A 20,977-nucleotide genomic window follows, 5' to 3' on the forward strand; every position below is an offset into this window, starting at 1 on the left:
GGACCGTGAAACAACTTTGCGCCGATGATAGTGCTGCAACCAGTGTGAAAGTAGGTTATCGTCAGGCTTGTTATTCGTAGTAGAGAAAAACCCCGTCAAGAAATTGATGGGGTTTTTTTTCGCCTGGCGAAAAGGGAGTAGGTCGGATTAGCGGCGAAGCCGCGTAATCCGACACCACCACGGTCGCAGCCAACAATGTTGTCGGCTTACGCGCTTGCGCGCTAAGCCGACCTACCATTGCCTGACACCGGGTGTTTGGCTGTTTAATGGCTTCAAGCGTCCTGCAGCATCTTCCGGAACAAGCCATTCAGCTGCTCTATCCCGCCTGCCTTGTCTTCCTTCTCGACGCTGAAGCTTTCCAGCCTGGCCAGCTCCGCTTCGATAAAGGCATTGAGCTTGTCGATGCGCGGCGCAAGTTCTTTTTCGAGCGCGACTTTTTTGCGCTCGAGCAGACCCTGTATCTCTTCGAGCAAACCATCTTTTTCTGGCAGCAGGTGCAGCAGTGCGAAAAACTCGATCGGCGGCGCGGTGCGATAGGTTTCGATCCAGCGCGTGGCCAGCAGCGGCCGCAGGACATAAAAGTATTTCTTCAGTGGCACCATGTCCGCCATCAGATAGCCGCGGTAATTGGTCTTGGCCATGCTGCGGTAGTGATAAATGCCTTTTTCCAGGGTATAGACGGAATCGAGCAATTCCTGCATGCCGGCCTTGAAACCACCTTGGTCGATATAATTGATCGGTGACTGTATCCATTCGATCACGGCAGGATTGGAACGCCAGAACAGCTGCAGCGCCTTGCGTATATCCCAGCCATTGAGGTCGATATCATCAACAATGGGATATTCAATCACGTCGCGCTTGTCTTCCAGGTCGACCGCTAGATACCAGTCCTGCGGACGCGCGTAAATAAAGCGCACATCGAAGTCGCTATTGGGCGAGGCAAAACCCCAGGCGCGGCTGCCGGACTCGATGGCAAGCAAAATCCGCACGCCTTCTTTTTCTTCCACGGCCGCCAGGCGGCGCATGATTTCAATTCGTATCTCTTCAGGGATCATGTTCAGTTCTCTTGTTTATCCATGGCTACTGTATCCCAGCCGAGCGCAAAGCGGGCCAGGAATTTCTTGAGCCGGTCCGCGTCGTTCGGCTTGGCCTTCGCATCGCGCGACACCGCATACAATTTGCGCCCCGCATCGGACAGGCTGTTTGATTGCCTGCATACCTCGATTACCGAGCGCAGCTGCAGCGCATCGAACAAATCCAGTTGAGACGCCGCTTCCTCGCCCATGATGGCCGCCAGGTTGACGTGTGCACCGCCGGCCTTGCCATCGTGTGCTTGCCACAGTCGTTTCAAGCGTTTGATTTCGTCCTCGGCGACATGGTCGGTAATGCGGCCCGCTTCCGACAGGGTGGCCATGCGTGTCACTGCCGCTGACAGGTCGCGAAAATTGCCGCGCCAGCTGGCCGACGGCGACACTGCGAAACGCATGAAATGCTCGCGCGCTTCCTTGTTGAAGCGTACGCGCTCGCTCGATTCCGCACTGTATTGCGCCAGCAGGTATTCCAGGTTCGGCTCGATGTCTTCCGGCCGCCGGGCCAGGCCGGGCAGTTCATAGGTCCACAGATTGATGCGCGCATACAGGTCTTCGCGAAAGCGTCCGGCCGCTACCTCTTTTCCCAGGTCGCGGTTTGTGCCGGCGATCAGCTGGAAGTCGCTTTGCACTTCCGTATCGGCGCCGACCGGGAAGAAACGCTTTTCCTCGATGGCTTTCAGCAGCATCGCCTGCTCATCGAGTCCCAGCTCGCCGATCTCATCGAGAAACAGCAATCCCTTGTGGGCGCTGCGCAGCAGGCCGGGGCGATCGGCGCCGGCGCCTGTAAATGAGCCCTTGATATGGCCGAACAAGGTGGAGGCCGCGCCATCGCCATGCAAAGTAGCGCAATTGAGGTCGATGAATTTGCCGTCGAGCTGATGGCGCGACTTTTTCAGTTCATGGATGCGGCGTGCCAGGAAGGACTTGCCGGCGCCGGTAGGTCCCATCAGCAGCATCGGCGCTTTTGACTTGATGGCGACGCGCTCGATTTCATCGATCATGGTGTTGAACTGCGCGTTGCGGGTGGCGATGCCGGACTTCAAAAACGCCACGCCAGCCGCCTGCTCGCGTGTAAAGCGCTGTGCTATCTGGTCGTAGCGCGACAGGTCGAGGTCGATCAAGGCATAGCTGCCCGGATTGTTCGCATTCTGGCGTTTCGGTGGCGAAGTCTGCACCAGGCGGCCGGGGAAATAACGCGCCTCCGTCATCAAGAACATGCAGATCTGCGCCACATGGCTGCCGGTGGTGATATGGATCCAGTACTCCTCCTTGTCGGGATCGAAAGGGTAGCTGTTGGCGAAATCGTACAGCGCGGCATACACATCTTCAAAATCCCAGGCGTCCGTGATCGGCAGGTCGTGTGCAATCAGCTGCGTTTCCGGCGATACGCTGGCGATATCCTGCGATACCTGGCGTACCAGGTTTTCAAATTGCGGCCCGGTGTACAGCAGCTCGAAGCGGTCGATCACCTTGTCGTCGTGCCGCGTCAGCGCCACGCTGGGACGCCACCTTTCCCAGCGTGCGGCACCCTTGCCATTGTCGAGTTGCGTGCCCAGAAAACCGATCACGACCGTGCGTTTTGCTTGCATAAATGAGATAAGAATTTATCTTAAAAGATAATTTTACATGAAAAATGTAACTGGCTAAATTTTCAAAGAAAATGATGGAAAGAAAATTTACTTCATATAATCAACAAGTTAAATGATTAATTGGAAAAATTAAAAAGCTGGCACAGCGCTTGCAATAAAGAGGATACAAACGAGATAAGACAAGAAGAAGAAAGGAAACATCATGGCCAATATCAATCTGTTCCAGAGCATGATCAAGACTACAGCGCAAGCCGGTCTGCTGCCAGCGGCGCTGGCCGTCAATGCCGAAGGCGCGCCAGCATATGCACTGTCGCCGCGCCATCGGCTGGCGCAGTACGCTGCCACTGGCTGCCTGAACACGACCTTTTATGCCAGCGCAGAAGCGCAGCTGGCGATGGTGCTGGAACTGTGCAAGGAGGTCGAACCGCAATTCATTGCGCAAACGGCCGTGTACTGCCGCGAGCGCGGTCATATGAAAGACATGCCGGCCTTGCTGGTAGCCGTGCTGGCGGGGCAGGCTGCGGTGCAACTGGCGCCGGCGTTTGGCCGCGTGATCGACAACGGCAAAATGCTGCGCAACTTCGTGCAGATATTGCGCTCGGGCGCCGTAGGCCGCAAGTCGCTGGGGACGCGTCCTAAAAAACTGGTGCAGGCATGGCTGAACAACGCAAGCGAACAGGCCCTGCTGGCAGCATCGGTTGGCAATGCGCCATCGCTGGCCGACGTGGTCAGGATGGTGCATCCGAAACCGCAGGAAGCGTGGCGCGCCGCCTTCTTTGCCTGGCTGATCGGCAAGCCATATCAGTCTGCCGACCTGCCGCCGGCATTGGCAGCTTTCGAACGCTACAAGGCTGATCCATCGCTGCCGGTGCCTGCGATTCCGTTCCAGATGCTGACCGCGCTGCCGTTGTCGCGTGAACAGTGGGCGCAGATCGCGTGCCAGGCGGGCTGGCAGATGCTGCGCATGAATCTGAACACTTTTGGCCGTCAGGGCGTGTATGAAATCGACGGCATGGCGCAGTTGATTGCAAGCAGACTGGGCGACCCGGAAGCGATCGGCAAGGCGCGCGTATTTCCCTACCAGCTGATGTCAGCCTGCATGGCGGCCGACGCCAGCGTGCCGCCGGTGGTACGCGCCGCCATGGAGCAGGCATTGGAGATATCGCTGGCGAACGTGCCGCAAATCGCCGGCAAGGTGGTGGTGTGCGTCGACGTTTCCGGTTCCATGTCTTCGCCGGTCAGCGGCTATCGCGGTAGTGCCACCTCCACCATGCGCTGTATCGACGTGGCGGCGCTGGTGGCGGCGGCCATGCTGCGCAAGAACCCGGGCACGCTGGTGCTGCCGTTCGAGCACAGCGTGGTCGAGTGCGAACTCGATGCGCAAAACAGCGTGATGACGAATGCTGTAAAGCTGGCCGCGCTCTGTGGCGGTGGCACCAATTGCAGCGCGCCGCTGGCGCGCATGAACTGGAAAAGAATGCCGGCCGACCTGGTGATTTTTTTCTCCGACAATGAGTCCTGGGTCGACGGCAAACGCCACGGTGCGACGGCCACCATGCGCCAGTGGCAGAAGTTCAAGCGGCATCACCCGCAAGCGAGGATGGTGTGCATCGATATTGCGCCGCATCCCACCACGCAGGCATGCGAGCGCGAAGATATTTTGAATATCGGCGGTTTTTCCGACGACGTGTTCAAGATGATTTCCCTGTTCGCCGCCGGCAAGCTGGACCCTGCCCATTGGGTGGGTGAAATAGAAGCGATTGAACTCGCATACAGTTGATGGCGTCAAAGGCAGTACGCATGAATGCGGACAGGACTACATGTAAAGACGTCTTGTCCATCCCTGGTCATGCGCAGTTGTACCCCGAATGCAGACAGGATTACATCGTAAAACCGCGTCAAACCGGTCTGGCAGTTTGCCAGAAATCTTGTCACCCCTGGTCGGGCCCCCCATGATAAAAAGAAGAGAGAACATATGAAAAACGAAGAATACGAAGTGATGCATGTCGAAGGCAGCCGTCCCGTCAAAATGTGGACGCGTGGCGTGCCGGTCGAAGAAGCGGCGAAAAAGCAGCTGCGCAATACGGCGACCCTGCCGTTCATCTACAAGCATATCGCCGTGATGCCCGACGTGCACCTGGGTAAAGGCTCGACCATCGGCAGCGTGATCCCGACCCTCGGTGCGGTGATTCCGGCCGCTGTCGGTGTCGATATCGGCTGCGGCATGATGGCGGCGAAAACCACTTTGAGCGCGAACGATTTGCCGGACAACCTAGGGCCGTTGCGCAGCGCCATCGAGCGCGCCATCCCGCACGGCATGTCGCCAAAAACGCGCGGTCATCGTGGCCGCGACGAGGGTTCGTGGCATACGCCGCCGTCGGCGGTCGATGCGGCCTGGCTGCAGCTGAAAGATGAATTCGATGCGATCTGTCTGAAAACGCCGAAGCTGAAAAACACCAATAACTACCGCCACCTGGGAACGCTGGGTAGTGGCAACCACTTTATTGAAGTGTGCCTCGACGAACAGGGCGCCGTCTGGTTCATGCTGCACTCGGGCTCGCGCGGCGTGGGTAACGCCATCGGCAGCCACTTCATCGAACTGGCCAAGCAGGACATGCGTACCCACTTCATCAACCTGCCGGACCAGGACCTGGCTTACCTGGCCGAAGGCACGCAGCACTACAATGATTACGTGGAGGCGGTCGGCTGGGCCCAGCGCTTTGCGCGCAACAACCGCGAAGTGATGATGCAGAACCTGATCGCCGCCGTGCGCACGGTGATCCATAAACCGTTCGAGACGCATGTGGAAGCGGTCAACTGCCACCACAACTATGTGCAGAAGGAGCACCACTTCGGCAAGGATGTACTGGTGACTCGCAAGGGCGCGGTGTCGGCGCGCGAGGGTGAGCTGGGGATCATTCCCGGTTCGATGGGCGCGAAAAGCTTTATCGTGCGCGGCAAAGGCAATGCCGACAGCTTCCACAGTTGCAGCCACGGCGCCGGGCGTACCATGAGCCGCACGGAAGCGAAGCGCCGCTTCAATCTGGAAGACCAGGTGCGCGCCACCGAAGGCGTCGAGTGCCGCAAGGACGCCAACGTGATCGACGAGATCCCGATGGCCTACAAGGATATCGATGCGGTGATGCTGGCCCAGCGCGAGCTGGTCGATGTGGTGCATGTATTGAAGCAGGTCGTCTGCGTCAAGGGATAGAAAGAGAAGAAGATGATAGAGATAGATGGATCGCAGGGCGAGGGCGGCGGGCAGATACTTCGCTCGGCCTTGAGCCTGTCCATGATCACGGGCCAGCCGTTCCGGCTCACTGGCATCCGCGCGGGCAGGCCCAAGCCCGGCCTGCTGCGCCAGCACCTGGTGGCGGTGCAGGCGGCCACGCAAGTGTGCGGCGCGCGCACTTCGCCCGTCGCCTTGGGGGCCGGCACGCTGGAATTCGTGCCCGGGCCGATTCGCGGCGGCGACTACCGCTTTGCGATTGGCAGCGCGGGCAGCAGCACCCTGGTGCTGCAAACGCTATTGCCGGCGCTGCTGCATGCGGACGCGCCATCGACCGTGCAGGTGAGCGGTGGCACCCACAATCCGCTGGCGCCGCCCGTGCATTTCCTGCAGCGCGCATATGGCCGCGTGATGGCGCAGATGGGTGCGCAGATCGACATCGAGCTGCTGCGTTTCGGGTTTTTTCCGGCTGGCGGCGGCGAGGTGTGCGCCAGCGTGCAGCCATGTGCACGCCTGCAGCCGATCGAGCTGCTGGCACGTGGCGAGCGCAGCGATGGTTACACGGAGAGTTTTGTCGCCGGCGTGCCGGCCGGCGTGGCGCAGCGCGAACTCGATGCCATCGCGTCCGGCATGGGCTGGAGCGGCGAGCAGCTGCGCCTGCGCGGCTTGCCCGGCGAGCAGGGGCCGGGCAATGTGCTGCTGCTGACGCTTGAACACGAACAGGTGACGGAAGTGTTTGCAGCCTTTGGCGAGAAAGCGGTGACGGCCGAAGCGGTGGCCAAGCGCTTGCTGGGTGAAGTGCGGCGCTACCTGAAGTCCGAGGCGGCTGTTGGCGAACACCTGGCGGACCAGTTGCTGCTGCCGATGGCGCTGGCCGGAAGCGGCGCGTTTACCGCCACCAGCATCTCGCAGCATGCGCTGACGAATGCCGAGATCATCGCCCGCTTCTTGCCGGTGACCATACGCTTCGAGCAGCATGCACATGCCGCTCTGTGCACGGTGGAGCGTTCTCTTTAAAAACCCTATTAAAAAACGTACTGCGCGCTGGCGCCCAGCAGCCAGTTGCGGCCCGGCGCCGCTTCGTAATAGCGCTTGTTGCTGTCGCCGACGATGACCGAACCGACATAGGTCTTGTCGAACAGGTTGTTCAGGCGCGCGAACTGCTTGAAGCGCCAGTTGCCCAGGCTTTGCTTTGCATTGACGCGCGCATTGAACACGGTATAACCGGGCGCCGGCTTTTCGCGGTTGCTGTCTTCCGCATAGACCTTGTTGCTGGCCACCGTTTCAAACGCCGCGCCAAAACGGTCGAGGCTATCTTTCCACGCCAGCTCCGCAAACAGATTGGCGCTCGGCACGCCCGGCAGTCGGCTGCCCTTGGCGACGGCGCCGAATGCTTCGTCGTACACGGCGTGCAAACTGGTCAGCGCCCACCTGGTTGTGAAGCCGTACGGCAGGCTGGAATCGAGCGACACTTCCACGCCCTGGCGCACGGTCTTGCTGGCATTTTTATAGCTGGTGCGCCCGCCGCTCGATGCGTCGACTACCAGTTCATCGTCGGTATGGACCTGGAACACGGCTGCATTGACCCGCGTATTGTGGTTGATGCGCGCCTTGACGCCCGCTTCCAGGTTGGTGCTGGTGGCCGGCTTCAGATCGAAGTTGAAGCCGCTGCCGGTGCCCGAGTAAAACAGTTCATTGAGCGTAGGCGCTTCAAAGCCGCGCGCGGCGCTGGCATACACGTTCAGATTCGGATTGACCTGGTACAGCAGGCCCAGTACCGGCGTGGTGTGGCTGTATTCCACGCTGCCGCTGTCGTTGCCATTGCCGAGGTAATAGTCATCGACCGCCACCTTCATCTTGCTGTGCCGTACGCCGGCGCTCAGCATCCACGGGCCGCTCTGCCATTCCGCCTGCAGATACGGGTCGAGGCTGGAGACCACGTTCTGCTCGTCGCGGCGCAGCCGGCCTTTTAAGCCGAAGACATCGCCGATATAGTTCTCATAGCCGCTGCGGTCGTCCTTCGAGCGGCCGTAGTCGATGCCGATGGTGGTGCTGAGCTTGCCGCCGGCCAGCTGGTTGACATGGGTCCAGTTGGTGTCGATGCCATAAAAATCGCGCTTGAAGTCGACCACGCCGCCCGAATGGGTAGCCGGCGCCTGGAAACCCTTGGTAAAGGCCTGGTACTGGATCACGTCGCGGTTGCCGCCATAGGCCATCACGCGCAGGCGGTCGTCGCCGAAGCGCTGTTCCCAGGTGGCGCCGATCTGCTGGTGATCGATGCTCTTGCGCGTGTTGTAGCGCTCGGCCAGCGTGCGCTTCGGGTTTTGCGGATCTGTCGCATCGATTTCTCCGGCGCGCGGGTCGCGTTCAAAAGTGGCCCAGGTGGCGCCCAGCGGATCTTGCGTGTTGCCCTGGTGCAGGCTGTTGGCGACGATCGTCAGCTTGCTGTCGGCGCTGGGCTTGACGGTGATCTTGCCGAACGCCTGTTCGCGCGTGGCGGCGCTATGGTCGCGAAAACCGTCGGTGCGAAAGCGCGAACCGTCGAGCACATAGCCGATGCCGCCCGCCTCGCCCTGTGCATTCAGGTCGACTTTATTGGTGCCATAGCTGCCGCCGGTGACGTTCAGTTCCATCGACGGTGGATTTTGCCCATCTTTGGAAAACAGCTGGATCACGCCGCCCGAATGGTTGCCGTATATGGCCGAGAAGGGGCCGCGCAGCACTTCGATGCGTTCGGCCGTATCCAGGTTGAAGGTAGCCGCCTGGCCCTGGCCGTCCGGCATGCTGGCCGGGATGCCGTCGCTGATCAGGCGCACGCCACGCACGCCGAAAGCCGAGCGGGCGCCGAAACCGCGCGACGAAATCTGCAGGTCCTGCGCATAGTTCTGGCGGTTCTGCACCACCAGGCCCGGCACGGCAGCCAGCGCTTCGGAGGCATTCACGCGGATCTGGCCGTCCTGGATGCGCGCGCTGTCGATGACGTCGATGGCGGCCGGCAGGTCGAAACTCGGGTGGCCGACGCGGGTGGCGCTGACCACCACCACATCGGCAATCGGCAAGGTTGACGGCTCGGCCTCGGCCGCCAGCACGGCGGCGGGGCCGCCCAGCGCGAACAGGGCGGCGACGGCGTTCAAACGGAATCGGTACTGCTTCATGAACTCTCCAGTGAGGTGCGGCTACTGTGCGGCGTGGTCGATGTCGACGCTGGTCTTGAGCCGTGGCGCGGCAGGCGGGCGGCTTTCGACAAAGCTGCGCACGGCCCAGATTTCCTGTGCCGTCAGCACATCGCGCCATGGCGGCATGTAGACAATTCCGGCGCGAATTTTGCCGGTGTTGACCGCCATCATAAAGTAGCTGTCGACATCCTGCAGGCAGCGTGCCTGCAGTGCGCTGTCTTTCAATTGCTGGCAAAAGGCGTTCAGGCGGCGCAAATCCGGCGCTTCGGCCGACGGCTGGGTTGCCCCGGCGCCATGGCAGCGCGCGCAATTGGCCTGGAACACGGTGGCGCCGAGGGCGATGGCGGCAGGGTCGCCGCGCGATGGATTTGTTTCGCTGGCATGTGCGGCCAGCGGGGAAAATAACAGCAGCAATAACAGACGATGCATGGCGGGCTCCGGTATTACCAGCCTGGCGGGCAGCCGGTGCAACCCTCCAGGTTGGCGTCGGGGAAAATGGTAAAGCGCAGGATGGCGCGCTTCAGGTTGGCGTTCTTCAGGTTCGAGCCCCAGAATTTCGCTTCCTGCAAGTCGGCGTCGACCAGGCTGGCGCCCACCAGGCTGGCCAGGTTCAGGCGTGCCGCTTCCAGGCTGGCGCCGCGCAGGTCGGCGCCGTCCATGTCGGCCCGCATCAGCCGGCTCGTTTCCAGGTTGGCGCCGGCCAGGATGGCGTGCCTGAACGAGGCGCCCGGTGCATTGAGCGAATAGGCCATGGCCCCGGTCAGGTCGGCGCCATCGAGCAGTGCGCCAGCCAGGTTGGCGCTGCGCAGGTTGGCGCGTATCAGGCGCGCGCCGCGAAAGTCGGCGCCGTGCAGGTCCTTGCCGACCAGGTTGGCGCCGCGCAGGTCGGCGTTGGCGCATTGCGCATACGGCCACAGGTGGCAGCCATTGATGATGGTGACCTCGGCTGCGGCTTCGCCGTTGAGGATCTGCGCGAAGGCGGACTGCGGCGCCAGGCACAAGGCCCAGCACAGCAGGGTGGACAGCAGTCCAGCGGTCGCCGCCAGGCGGACCGGCGCGGTCCTCATTTGCTCGCGACCTTTGTCACCTTGTTTGAAGGCGCCTTCGGCAGCTTGAACACCCAGTAGCTGCCGCCCTGTGTCACCTGCTTGGTCAGCTCGGCCATGTCGCCGCCCCACAGCGGCACCGCGCCGCCATAGCCGCTCGACAGGCCGATATACTGCTCGCCATCCTGTTCCCACGTGACGGGTACCGACACCACGCCGGAGCCGGTCTGGTACTTCCACAATTCCTTGCCGGTCTTGGCGTCGAAGGCCTTGACGAAGCCGTCCGAGGTGCCGGTAATCAAGAGGCCGCCGGCGGTGGTCAGGGTGCCGCCCCACAGCGGGAATTTTTCCTTGTTTTCCCAGACGATCTTGCCGGTCTTCGGATCGATGGCGCGCAGGGTGCCGATATGGTCTTCATACAGGCGCTTGATGCGAAAGCCCTGGCCCAGGTAGGCCGAACCGGCCTTGTAGTGTATCTGCTCGGTCCAGTAATCCATGCCCCAGTGGTTGGCCGGGATGTAGAACAGGCCGGTGTCGGGCGAATACGACATCGGCATCCAGTTGGTGCCGCCCAAAAATGGTGGCGACACGAAGACGGCCTTGCCCTTGTCGGCGCCCGCTTCCGGCAGCGGCGGGCGCTTGCCGTTTTCCACCGGCCGGCCGGTTTTCAGGTCGATGCTGGTGGCCCAGTTGATGCCGTCGACGAAAGGCCAGGCGTTGATCAGCGAAGTCGGTTTGTTCGGATAGCCGGCGCCCAGGGCCAGTTTCGTGCGGTCGGTTACATAGAAATAGCCATTGCGGTCGGCGTGGGCGGACGCCTTGATCAGCTTGCCGGTCTTGGCGTCCTTGTAGTCGAACAGCACCACCGAGTTATTGCCCGAAAAATCCCAGGCGTCGTTCGGCGTGTGCTGGTAAAAGCCTTTCAGCTCGCCCGTGCTGGCATCGACATAGGCCTGGCCCGAGGTGAACAGGCTGTCCCAGTTGCGCGGGTCGTCGCCTTCCTTGGTCCGCTCCCAGGTATTCCATGGCGCGGGATTGCCGGCGCCGATGACGATGGTATTGGTCTCCGGGTCGAACGACGCCGTCTGCCACGGCGCGCCGCCGCCGTGTTCCCATGATTCGCGCAGCTTGCCGTCCTTGTCGCGCGGCCAGCTGGGCGCCTTGGCGTCGCCGGTTGGCGTGCCCGGTTTGCCGTCGGTGCGGCCGACATGGCCTTCGACCAGCGGGCGCGCCCATACTTCCGCGCCGGTGTCCGGATCGCGCGCGAACAGCCAGCCCTGGGCGCCGAATTCATCGCCCGAGTTACCGTGAATCAGCAGCACGCGGCCGCCTTTTTCGCGGATCACGAATGGCGCGCCCGTCATCGTGTAGCCGAGTTTCTGGTCGCCGAACTTTTCGTTCCACATCACCTTGCCGGTGTTCTTGTTGAGCGCAATCATGCGCGCGTCGAGCGTGCCGAAATACACCTTGTCGCCATAAATGGCCGGGCCGCGGTTGACCACGTCGCAGCAGGGGCGGATATCGTCGGGCAGCCGGTGCTCATAGGCCCACAGCTGCTTGCCGGTCTTCGCGTCGAGTGCGTAGATGCGCGAATACGAGGCTGTCACATAGATGATGCCGTCATGCACCAGCGCCTGCGCCTCCTGGCCGCGCTGCTTTTCACCGCCGAACGAGAAGGTCCAGGCGGGCACGATCTGGTCGACGTTTTTCGTGTTGATTTTTTTCGCCAGGCTGTGGCGCTGCGCTTTCAGGCCCAGGCCGTAGCTGAGCACATCGGACGTGCCCTTGTCGGCGTTGGCGATATCGTCCCAGGTGACCCTGGTGTCGACCGCTGTGGCGGCGCCGGCGATCAGGGCGAGGATGGCGAAAGCGATTGGACGTGGAAATTGTGGCTGCATGGTGGTCTCCCTTGCTGGTTTTTATGGTGGTGCGACGTGGTCGCCATGGGTAATTGAGCAACATGCGTGCCAGGCTTTTTTCACGCTGTGGATGGCAGCGTGTGCGCCGTCCTGCCACAGTTGGCGAGGTGGTGCTGTGCTGTTTTGTCACAGTCTGATGTCGCTGCCCGTGGCAGGCGCCTGCTGGCACAAGGGTTGCTGATGGATGTAGCGAGGCCATTTGCGCCTTCTTGATAACGACAACAGGAGACCACCATGCATCAAGCACCACGCCGCCATTTTCTTTGCCAATTGCTCGCCGTCGGCGGCATGGGCGCAGCCTCGCTTGCCGGCGCACAATCGAGCGCGCCGAAAGTCGACGAGGACAGCGACCAGGCCAGGGCGCTCGGCTACCGCCACGATACGGGCAAGGTCGATACCAAAAAATACCCGCAGCACAAGCCGGCCCAGCACTGTGCCAACTGTTCTTTCTTCCAGGGGAAAAAGGACGACGCCTGGGCGGGTTGCGCCATGTTCGGCCGCAAGCAGATTGCGGCGCCGGGCTGGTGCCTGGCTTGGGCCAAAGTACCTGGCTGACGCAGCATGAAAAAAGGCGCTGCCACGGCAGCGCCTCCCGGTGATGGATGGGGCGGCCTTACAAAGGCACTTCGCGCCGCGTTTCCAGATACGCCTTTACCGCCCAGATCGCTTCCTGACTGAACACGCCCTCGAACGGCGGCATGTAGACGGCGCCATTGCGCGAGCGGCCGTGGCGCACCGTATCGAGCACATATTGGTCGATCTCCTGCGCGCAACCGTCTTTTTTCTTGGCATCTTGCAATGCCGCGCAGTCATTGTCGAGCTTGCGCAAGTCCGGCGCCATGCCGCCAGAGACCGCTTCGAGCCCATGGCAGCGGGCGCAGTTCTGGGTAAAGGCAGAATTGCCGATTCGTATCGCTTCCGCATTGTTCCGATACGGGTTTTCCGTGCGCCACTCGGCGCCCAATTGTGGCAGTGTGGATGTGTCGACCGCCTGCGGTGTCATATTGCCGTGCGCCCAGACGGCTGCGGCCGCCAGCATGCAGGCGAGGCCGCCGGCGGCCAGCCGCAAGGTGCGCAGGCGCCGGGCGTTGGTGGTGGTGGGAATGCGTGGGGTCATGATGGTCTCCGTTCTGGTTATGCGCTGATTGCGTCCATCACCAGGTAGCAATCGGTATGCCATCGCGTCCACCATCATGGTGGCTTGCGGCGAGGGCTGTTCCCTTGTTCAGAAACGGAACAGCTGGCGCGCCTGACTGATCCCGTTTGACGCAGCATCCCGGGCTTTACGTACCGATAGACGCTGTCTGGCTGCTGGCACGGCATTTGCAAAACAAAAGATCAGGACCACCTGACACATCCCCAAGGGCCGCCTCGCGGCGGCTTCATCGAAGCTAAGACCAACGAGAAAGAGGACGACATGAATCTGGCAGACATCAGCAAACTGGGCGTAGCCAATCCCTTCAAACAACGCTATGACAACTATATCGGCGGCAAATTCGTCGCTCCCGTCAAAGGCGAATACTTCGGCAATATCACGCCGATCACCGGCCAGGTTTTTTGCGAAGTGGCCCGTTCCACAGCCGAAGACGTCGAGCTGGCGCTGGACGCCGCCCACGCCGCCAAGGAAGCGTGGGGCAAGACTTCGCAAACCGAGCGCGCCAATATCCTCAACAAGATCGCCGACCGCATGGAAGCGAACCTGGCCCTGATCGCCACTGCTGAGACCATCGACAACGGCAAGCCGATCCGCGAAACCACGGCCGCCGATATTCCGCTGGCGATCGACCATTTCCGCTACTTTGCCGGCTGCATCCGCGCCCAGGAAGGCTCGGTTGCGCAGATCGACTCCGAAACCTATGCGTATCACTTCCATGAACCGCTGGGCGTGGTGGGCCAGATCATCCCGTGGAATTTCCCGATTTTGATGGCGGTGTGGAAGCTGGCGCCGGCCCTGGCCGCCGGCAATTGCGTGGTCCTTAAACCGGCCGAACAGACGCCGGCGTCCATCATGGTCCTGATCGAACTGATCGGCGACCTGCTGCCGCCGGGCGTCCTGAATATCGTCAACGGCTATGGCCTGGAAGCGGGCAAGCCGCTGGCGTCCAATAAACGCATCGCAAAGATCGCCTTCACCGGCGAGACCGGCACCGGGCGCTTGATCATGCAGTACGCGGCGCAAAACCTGATCCCCGTCACGCTCGAATTGGGTGGCAAGTCGCCGAACATCTTCTTTGCCGATGTGATGGACGCCGACGACGCTTTCTTCGACAAATGCCTGGAAGGCTTTGCCATGTTCGCGCTGAACCAGGGCGAGGTGTGCACCTGCCCGTCGCGCGTGCTGATCCAGGAATCGATCTACGAAGCCTTCATCGCCCGCGCTTTGGAGCGCGTGGCGAAGATCAAGCAGGGCAATCCGCTCGATGCGTCCACCATGCTTGGGGCTCAGGCGTCGCAGGAGCAGCTGGAAAAAATCCTCTCGTATATCGACATCGGCAAGCAGGAAGGCGCCGAAATCCTGGCCGGCGGCGAGCGCAATACCCAGGGCGGCGACCTGGAGCAGGGCTATTACGTGCGTCCTACCGTATTCAAGGGCGACAACAGCATGCGCATCTTCCAGGAAGAGATCTTCGGGCCGGTGGTCTCGGTCACCACCTTCAAGGACGAAGCCGACGCGCTGCGCATCGCCAACGACACCTTGTATGGCCTGGGCGCCGGTCTCTGGACGCGCGACGGTTCGCGCGCCTTCCGTGTCGGCCGCGCCATCCAGGCCGGCCGCGTCTGGACCAATTGCTACCACCTGTATCCGGCCCACGCCGCGTTCGGCGGCTACAAGCAGTCGGGCATCGGCCGTGAAAACCACAAGATGATGCTGGACCATTACCAGCAGACGAAAAACCTGCTGGTGTCGTACAGCCCGAACGCGCTGGGTTTCTTCTAAGGAGTCATCATGACCATGGAACGCGTGACGGCCACGCCAGCCGCGCTCGACATGCTGGCCACCTTGCGTGGCAAGCATGGACCGCTGATGTTTTTCCAGTCGGGCGGCTGCTGCGACGGCAGCGCGCCGATGTGCTACGCGGCCGGCGAGTTCAATCTGTCGGACACCGACGTCTACCTTGGCAACCTGGACGGCACGCCGTTCTACATGGGCATCGAGCAGTTCGCCTACTGGGAACATACGCAGCTGATCATCGACGTAGTCAATGGCAATGGCGGCATGTTCTCGCTCGATAACGGCACCGGCCGGCGTTTCCTGACCCGCTCGCGCCTGTTCACCGACGAAGAGCTGGCGCAACTGCAGCATCCTTCGAAAGCAGCTACTTAGTTTGTTGCCACCTGGGTCCGGAACCATGCGGGCGTCTTCTCCCCGTTCGCCCGGACACGGTTTTAGCTGACGGCTGCGGCCGTCGGCTTTTTTTACGCCTGCCTGACCACATACTGGAGATCATGATGCATACCATGGCGCGCTGCCGGCGCGCGATAACGCTCGTGCTGTGCCTGGCCGCCGGCATGCTGGCGCTGCTGCTCGGCGCCTCGTCCGCCCACGCCGGCGTGATGACGCAGGCCGAACTGGCGCAGCGCTTTCCCGCACCATTGACGGTTGGCGAACGCGATGCCGAATTGCCGGTATGGCCCCTGTTCCGCCAGGGTGATGGTGGCAGCACGCTGGCCGGCTATGTGTTCGAGTCGGTCGACCTGGCGCCCATCCCCGGCTTTTCGGGCGTGCCGGTCAACCTGCTGGTGGCGATCGACCCGGCCGGGCGCTTTATCGGCGTCGAGGTGCTGTCGCAGCATGAGCCGGTGTTCCAGTACGGGTTGGGCGAGGCGCCGCTGTTTGAATTCGTCAAACAGTACCAGGGGGTGTCGCTGAAGCAGAACATCCATATCGAGACCCAGGCCAGGCGCGCGCGCCAGCCTGACGCCTCGCGCGTGACCCTCGACGGTATTTCCAAGGCCACGGTCTCGGTGCGCATCATCAATGAAAGCGTGCTGGCGGCGGCCTTGCTGGTGTCGCGCCGCAAGCTCGGTTTTGGCGCGGGCAAGGGCGCGGAAGGGATTGCCCGCGTGCGCACCGATATGATGGAAACGCTGCCTTTCAAGCGCTTGCAGGATGCTGGTTTGCTGCGCCATCTGCGCGTCTCGAATCGCGAGATGGAAAACCTCTATGCGGGCAGCGATGGCGCGCGGCTCGATGAAGAAGGGTTGCGCCAGCCCGACGATGTTTTTATCGACCTGTATCTTGCTTGCGTGTCGGTGCCGTCTGTCGCGCGCAGCCTGCTCACCGAAGCCAGCCTGGCCAAGCTGAAACCCTGGATAGAGCAGGGCGACCAGGCGATTCTCGTCATCTCGTCGGGCCGCCACCGCGTGCCAGGCGACGACTTTACGCGCGGCGGCATTCCCGAGCGCCTGCTGTTGCGCCAGCACCAGCTGGCGATCGACATGCGCGACCTCGATCTCGACCTGAAACTGGCGCCGGGCGTGCGCGTTCCTGCGGATGCCAGCCTGACTGTCTTTCGCGTGCCTGCCGAAGCCGGCCTCGATCCCGGCGCCGCTTTCGACTTTACGGTGCCGGTCACGCGCAGCAAGGGCCAGTTCTACCCCGAGCGCATCACGCGCGAGCTGCCGATGACCTATCGCGTGCCATCGCGTTTTCTGATTGCTGCGCCAGGCGACACGAGCTGGCACGCGGCATGGATCGCGCGGCGCATGGACCTGCTGATACTGGCGCTGGGTCTGGCCGTGCTGGCGCTGGCGCTGTCCATGCCGCGCAAGCTCAGTAGCAATGCACGCGGTTTCGCCTGGTTCCGCCTGGCCTACCTGGTATTTACGGCCGGCTTTATCGGCTACTACGCCCAGGCCCAGCTGTCGATCGTCAATCTCACCGGCATCGTGCAGGCCCTGGTGGCCGGGCGCAGCCTGTGGTTTTTGCTGCACGATCCGATGACGGTGGCACTGTGGGGTTTTGTGCTGGTGTCGCTGCTGCTGTGGGGACGCGGCACTTTCTGCGGCTGGCTATGCCCGTTCGGCGCACTGCAGGAATTCGGCGGCAAGCTGGCGCGCCTGTGCCAGCTGCCCCAATTGAAAGTGAGCCGCGCCATGGACGCCCGCCTCAAGCGGCTCAAGTATCTGGCGCTGGCACTGATACTGGCCAGTGCGGTGACCGGTTTTGCCGTCGACATGCTGCTGGAGCTGGAACCGTTCAAGACGGCGATCACCCTGAACTTCGTGCGCGCCTGGCCGTATGCGGCGTATGCGCTGGCGCTGCTGGCGGCCAGCGCCTTCGTGCATAAATTCTTTTGCCGCTATCTGTGTCCGCTGGGCGCTTCGCTGGCGCTGCTGGGCAGGTTTCGCCTGCTGGACTGGATTCCGCGCCGCAGCGAATGCGGCACGCCTTGCCAGACCTGCCGCCACCGCTGCGACTACCAGGCCATCAAACCCGATGGCGCGGTGGTGTATGCGGAATGCTTTCAATGCATGGACTGCGTGGTGATCCATGAAAGCGAACAGCGCTGCGCGCCGCGCCTGCTGGACCTCAAGCGCGCCCGCATCATCCCTATTCATCCTGCTACAGGAGTTACCCCATGAAACGCCGCAGCTTTTTGAGCGCCTCGCTGGGCGCCATCGCTGCACGTAGCTGCATCTGGCCGCGTCATGAACCCGTGCATACAGGTGTCGCACTTGCCTTTGGCAGCACCATCCAGATCGCGCTGGTGCATGCGGATGAAAAGGTGGCGCGCGCGGCGATCGGCGATGCGCTGGCGGCGGCGCAGCGGATCGACCGCCTGATGAGCATTTACCAGCCCGGCAGCCAGGTGTATCAATTGAACCGCGACGGCGTGCTGCATCGGCCGGACCCGCAATTGCTGGCCGTGCTGGCGCAGGCACGGCAATTGTCGCAACTGACAGACGGCGCTTTCGATATCACCGTCCAGCCTTTGTGGCGCGCCTGGAGCGAAGCGGTCGCGCGCGGGGTCTTGCCGGCGCCGGCCGAGCGGCGGCAGGCCAGGGCAAGGGTGGACTGGCGCCAGGTCGCGTTCGACGAAGGCCAGGTGCGCCTGGCGCCCGGCATGGCGATTACCCTCAACGGCCTGGCGCAGGGATATGCCGCCGACATGGCGCTGGCGGCCGTGCAAGCCCATGGCATCGGGCATGCGCTGCTCGATACTGGCGAATTCGTGGCGCGCGGACGCAAGCGCGCGCATCAGCCGTGGACGCTGGGCGTGCGTGATCCGCGCGACAGCCAGGCGCTGGCGGCGACGCTGTTCATCAATGGCTGCGGCGTGGCGACATCGGGCGACTACGAAGCGATCTTTACGCCCGACTATCGGCACCACCACATTTTCGATCCCGCCGCAGGGGACTCGCCGCAGGAGCTGGCCAGCGTCACCGTGATGGCGCCGACCGGCATGCTGGCCGATGGCCTGTCGACTGCCTGCATGGTGCTGGGCCGTGAAAAGGCGGCGCTGCTCGCGGCCAGCTTGCCCGGCGTCGACCTGCTGGCCATCGACAAGGAGGGCCGCGAATGGCGCTCGGCCGGCTTTGCGCCGCAGGTATCGTGATGCTACTTCAGGCCGGGAATTTTGCGATAAATCGTATTGCGCGATACGCCCAGCGCGCGCGCCGTTGCCGAGACATTGCCGCCATTGGCCGCCAGCGACTTCGCGATCACCGATTGCTCCACTTCCTCCAGGTTGGCGCCCTGGGCCAGCAGGCGATCGGTGCTGGCTGCGAGGTCCGGCGACGGACTTTGCTCGATATCGTCAAGGAAGTCGTCGGGCATATGGCGCAGGCAGATTTCCGCCTCGTCGCCGGCCATCACGATGGCAGTGCGCAGCAGATTGGTCAGCTGGCGGAAATTGCCGGGCCAACGGTGCTGGCGGAACAGCGCCAGGATCTCGGGCGACACATGATGGCGGCCATGCTCCGCTTCCGTCGACAGGATTTTCCTCACCACGGTTTCCAGGTCGGTGCGCTCGCGCAGCGGCGGCAGCTTGACCACCAGCCCGTTGAGCCGGTAATACAGGTCTTCGCGAAACAGGCCGCGCGCCATGCGTTCGCGCAGATTATGGTTGGTGGCGCAGATCAGTTCCACGTTGACAGGGATCGACTTGTCGCTACCCAAGGGCGTGACCATGCGTTCCTGCAGCACGCGCAGCAAGCGCGCCTGCAGGCTGAAGGGCATGTCGCCTATCTCGTCGAGAAACAGCGTGCCGCCATTGGCTTGCAAGATCTTGCCGACCGCGCCTTTCTTGCGCGCGCCGGTAAACGCCCCGTCCTCATAGCCGAACAGTTCGGACTCGATCAGCGTTTCCGGAATCGAGGCGCAGTTGACGGCCACGAAAGGGCTGATGGCGCGCGGAGAGTCGTTATGGATCGCCTGCGCCAGCAATTCCTTGCCGGTGCCCGTTTCGCCCATGATCATGATGGGAATATCGCGCCCCAGCACGCGCGTGACCTTGTCGATCACCAGTTCCAGCTGAGGGTCCCCGGTGCGCAGGTAGCGCAGGCCGGACAGGCGCCGGGCCTGGGCGGCAGCCTGGTTGGCGGCGACGGCCACATTCGCTGGAGCTTGCCTGTCATTGCTCAGCGATTGCTGGAACACATTATTGGCCAGGCGCAGCTGGGCGCGCCCATACACGCGCACGCCGTTATGCATGCACAGGGTCAGCAGGCCGGGCGCGGCGGTGCGGTAGTGGTCGTACAGGGCCGACACGGGCAGGCCGAACAGCGAGCTGAAGGTATGCGACTGCAGCGCCGAAAACGGCAGGCCCAGTTGAAACAGGCCATTGCGGTTGGCGGCCAGGAAGCGCCCGCCCGGACTGAACGAGGCAATCCCCTCCATCAGGGTGCCGATGAATTCGGGTCGTGTATGGAAGTGCAGGGTGATCGAGTCCTCGAAGGTGGCCGAGAACAGCTGGTTTTCGATCATCAGCGCCGACATGCGCACCAGTGCCATGGTGTGCTTGTGGAAGCTGCGCTGGTCGCCAGATACGTCGAGCACGCCAATGACCTTGCCCAGGTGGTCGGTAATCGGCGCGGCCGAACAGGTCAGGAAATGGTTGGCCGCCAGGTAGTGCTGGTCGGCGTGCACCAAGGTGGGCGAATTTTCCGCAATCGCCGTGCCGATCGCATTGGTGCCCTTGCTGGCCTCGGACCAGGCCACGCCGGGCTGCAGTGCGACCCTGCTGGCTTTTTCCAGGAAGTCGTCGTCGCCCAGCGAGTGCACGATGACGCCGGTCGCGTCCGTCAGTATCACCATGTTATGGGTATTGACGATCTGCTGGTACAGCGTCTCCATTGCCGGTACGGCGTGCGCGTGCAGCAGCCGGTTCTGTTCGATCAGCATGGTCAGGTCGCTGCGCGCCAGCGGGTTGAAGTCGGCCACCGATTCCGGTCGCAAGCCATAGTCGACCGAGCGGCGGTGCGAGGTCTCGATAATCAGCGGCATATTGTCCGGCCAGGAGGGGGCGGGCGCGGCGTTGTTCAGATCTGAAGCAGTGGGACGGTGCATGATGGTCTCTGGTCTCGGTTGGCCGTCGCTCTTGGGCGCGGCTCTGTCTGTACCTGCACAGGTGTTCCATAATGTAGCACCTGTACCGAAAGTGAGCAAAAGCAGCGGGGACTGCTGTTGCTGTACTGGTAATAAGCAAGGTAAGTGCCAGCTCAAAATAGAGCTTGCAGGCCTTTCAAGGCAGGGCTATAATTCGCCCCCTCGCTGAACGATGCATGCAAATGCTGAGTGAAGCAGAGAAAAGAAGGTGTTGACGGATTTAGTGAAATGCTTCATACTCTTCCTTCTTCGCAGCTGACAAACACAACGCTTTGTCGATGGCGCGAAACACGCAGTACCGAATACAGTTCTTTAACAATTAACAGTCGATAAGTGTGGGCATTTGATGAAGTGCAGCAGTGATCTTCGGATCGCT

General features: G+C 62.1%; 16 protein-coding genes. 8 read left to right on the forward strand and 8 right to left on the reverse strand.

What is annotated here, in order from left to right; genetic code table 11:
• Window positions 1–272 precede the first annotated feature (272 nt).
• Window positions 273–1,055, reverse strand: coding sequence for a nucleotidyltransferase domain-containing protein (locus AC0Z42_RS29300; protein ID WP_485471577.1), 783 nt, complete (start codon window positions 1,053–1,055; stop codon window positions 273–275).
• A gap of 2 nt (window positions 1,056–1,057) precedes the next feature.
• Window positions 1,058–2,680 carry an RNA repair transcriptional activator RtcR gene (gene rtcR, locus AC0Z42_RS29305; RefSeq protein WP_485471578.1) on the reverse strand — a complete coding sequence of 541 codons (1,623 nt, stop codon included), beginning with the start codon at window positions 2,678–2,680 and terminating at the stop codon, window positions 1,058–1,060.
• Window positions 2,681–2,882: 202 nt separating this feature from the next.
• Between rtcR and AC0Z42_RS29310 the strand changes: the two genes are divergently transcribed.
• The 3 genes from AC0Z42_RS29310 to rtcA all read left to right on the forward strand — a co-directional run bounded on the left by AC0Z42_RS29310 (window position 2,883) and on the right by rtcA (window position 6,926).
• Window positions 2,883–4,460 carry an RNA-binding protein gene (locus tag AC0Z42_RS29310; RefSeq protein ID WP_485471579.1) on the forward strand — a complete coding sequence of 526 codons (1,578 nt, stop codon included), beginning with the start codon at window positions 2,883–2,885 and terminating at the stop codon, window positions 4,458–4,460.
• Between the two features lie 195 nt (window positions 4,461–4,655).
• Window positions 4,656–5,891 (forward strand): RtcB family protein, encoded by a 1,236-nt coding sequence (locus AC0Z42_RS29315; protein WP_485471580.1) that lies wholly within the window; start codon window positions 4,656–4,658, stop codon window positions 5,889–5,891.
• 12 nt (window positions 5,892–5,903) lie between these two features.
• Complete coding sequence (rtcA, locus tag AC0Z42_RS29320; protein WP_485471581.1) at window positions 5,904–6,926, forward strand: RNA 3'-terminal phosphate cyclase; 1,023 nt, start codon at window positions 5,904–5,906, stop codon at window positions 6,924–6,926.
• Between the two features lie 8 nt (window positions 6,927–6,934).
• Here the strand turns inward: rtcA and AC0Z42_RS29325 are convergent, their stop codons facing one another.
• Genes AC0Z42_RS29325 through AC0Z42_RS29340 form a run of 4 tightly spaced genes read right to left on the reverse strand, consistent with a single transcriptional unit; the run spans window position 6,935 to window position 12,029 of the window.
• Window positions 6,935–9,064, reverse strand: coding sequence for a TonB-dependent receptor family protein (locus AC0Z42_RS29325; RefSeq protein ID WP_485471582.1), 2,130 nt, complete (start codon window positions 9,062–9,064; stop codon window positions 6,935–6,937).
• A 21-nt stretch (window positions 9,065–9,085) separates the two neighbouring features.
• Window positions 9,086–9,514: a c-type cytochrome gene (locus AC0Z42_RS29330; RefSeq protein ID WP_485471583.1), complete on the reverse strand. Its 429-nt coding sequence runs from the start codon at window positions 9,512–9,514 to the stop codon at window positions 9,086–9,088.
• Window positions 9,515–9,528: 14 nt separating this feature from the next.
• Window positions 9,529–10,152 (reverse strand): pentapeptide repeat-containing protein, encoded by a 624-nt coding sequence (locus AC0Z42_RS29335; protein ID WP_485471584.1) that lies wholly within the window; start codon window positions 10,150–10,152, stop codon window positions 9,529–9,531.
• The gene (locus AC0Z42_RS29340) at window positions 10,149–12,029 is read right to left on the reverse strand and encodes a methanol/ethanol family PQQ-dependent dehydrogenase (RefSeq protein WP_485471585.1); all 1,881 of its coding nucleotides are present in this window, start codon (window positions 12,027–12,029) and stop codon (window positions 10,149–10,151) included. The genes AC0Z42_RS29335 and AC0Z42_RS29340 overlap by 4 nt, the downstream gene beginning before the upstream one ends.
• Before the next feature lie 255 nt (window positions 12,030–12,284).
• Between AC0Z42_RS29340 and AC0Z42_RS29345 the strand changes: the two genes are divergently transcribed.
• On the forward strand, window positions 12,285–12,605 hold the full coding sequence (locus AC0Z42_RS29345; RefSeq protein WP_485471586.1) for a high-potential iron-sulfur protein: 321 nt from the start codon (window positions 12,285–12,287) through the stop codon (window positions 12,603–12,605).
• A gap of 58 nt (window positions 12,606–12,663) precedes the next feature.
• Here the strand turns inward: AC0Z42_RS29345 and pedF are convergent, their stop codons facing one another.
• On the reverse strand, window positions 12,664–13,167 hold the full coding sequence (pedF, locus tag AC0Z42_RS29350) for a cytochrome c-550 PedF (RefSeq protein WP_485471587.1): 504 nt from the start codon (window positions 13,165–13,167) through the stop codon (window positions 12,664–12,666).
• Window positions 13,168–13,467: 300 nt separating this feature from the next.
• On the opposite strand from pedF, the gene adh reads away from it, so the two are divergent.
• The 4 genes from adh to AC0Z42_RS29370 all read left to right on the forward strand — a co-directional run bounded on the left by adh (window position 13,468) and on the right by AC0Z42_RS29370 (window position 18,610).
• Window positions 13,468–14,988 (forward strand): aldehyde dehydrogenase, encoded by a 1,521-nt coding sequence (adh, locus tag AC0Z42_RS29355; protein WP_485471588.1) that lies wholly within the window; start codon window positions 13,468–13,470, stop codon window positions 14,986–14,988.
• 9 nt (window positions 14,989–14,997) lie between these two features.
• Window positions 14,998–15,375 (forward strand): DUF779 domain-containing protein, encoded by a 378-nt coding sequence (locus tag AC0Z42_RS29360; protein WP_485471589.1) that lies wholly within the window; start codon window positions 14,998–15,000, stop codon window positions 15,373–15,375.
• A gap of 122 nt (window positions 15,376–15,497) precedes the next feature.
• Window positions 15,498–17,636, forward strand: a complete 2,139-nt coding sequence (locus tag AC0Z42_RS29365) for a 4Fe-4S binding protein (RefSeq protein ID WP_485471590.1) — start codon at window positions 15,498–15,500, stop codon at window positions 17,634–17,636.
• Window positions 17,633–18,610, forward strand: a complete 978-nt coding sequence (locus AC0Z42_RS29370; RefSeq protein ID WP_485471591.1) for an FAD:protein FMN transferase — start codon at window positions 17,633–17,635, stop codon at window positions 18,608–18,610. Before AC0Z42_RS29365 ends, AC0Z42_RS29370 begins: the two co-directional genes overlap by 4 nt.
• Window positions 18,611–18,612: 2 nt before the next feature.
• On the opposite strand, the gene AC0Z42_RS29375 is transcribed toward AC0Z42_RS29370, so the two are convergent.
• Window positions 18,613–20,562, reverse strand: coding sequence for a sigma-54-dependent Fis family transcriptional regulator (locus tag AC0Z42_RS29375; RefSeq protein WP_485471592.1), 1,950 nt, complete (start codon window positions 20,560–20,562; stop codon window positions 18,613–18,615).
• Window positions 20,563–20,977: the final 415 nt, after the last annotated feature.

This window comes from Janthinobacterium sp. 1L-D-8-B-C4, assembly GCF_057291295.1.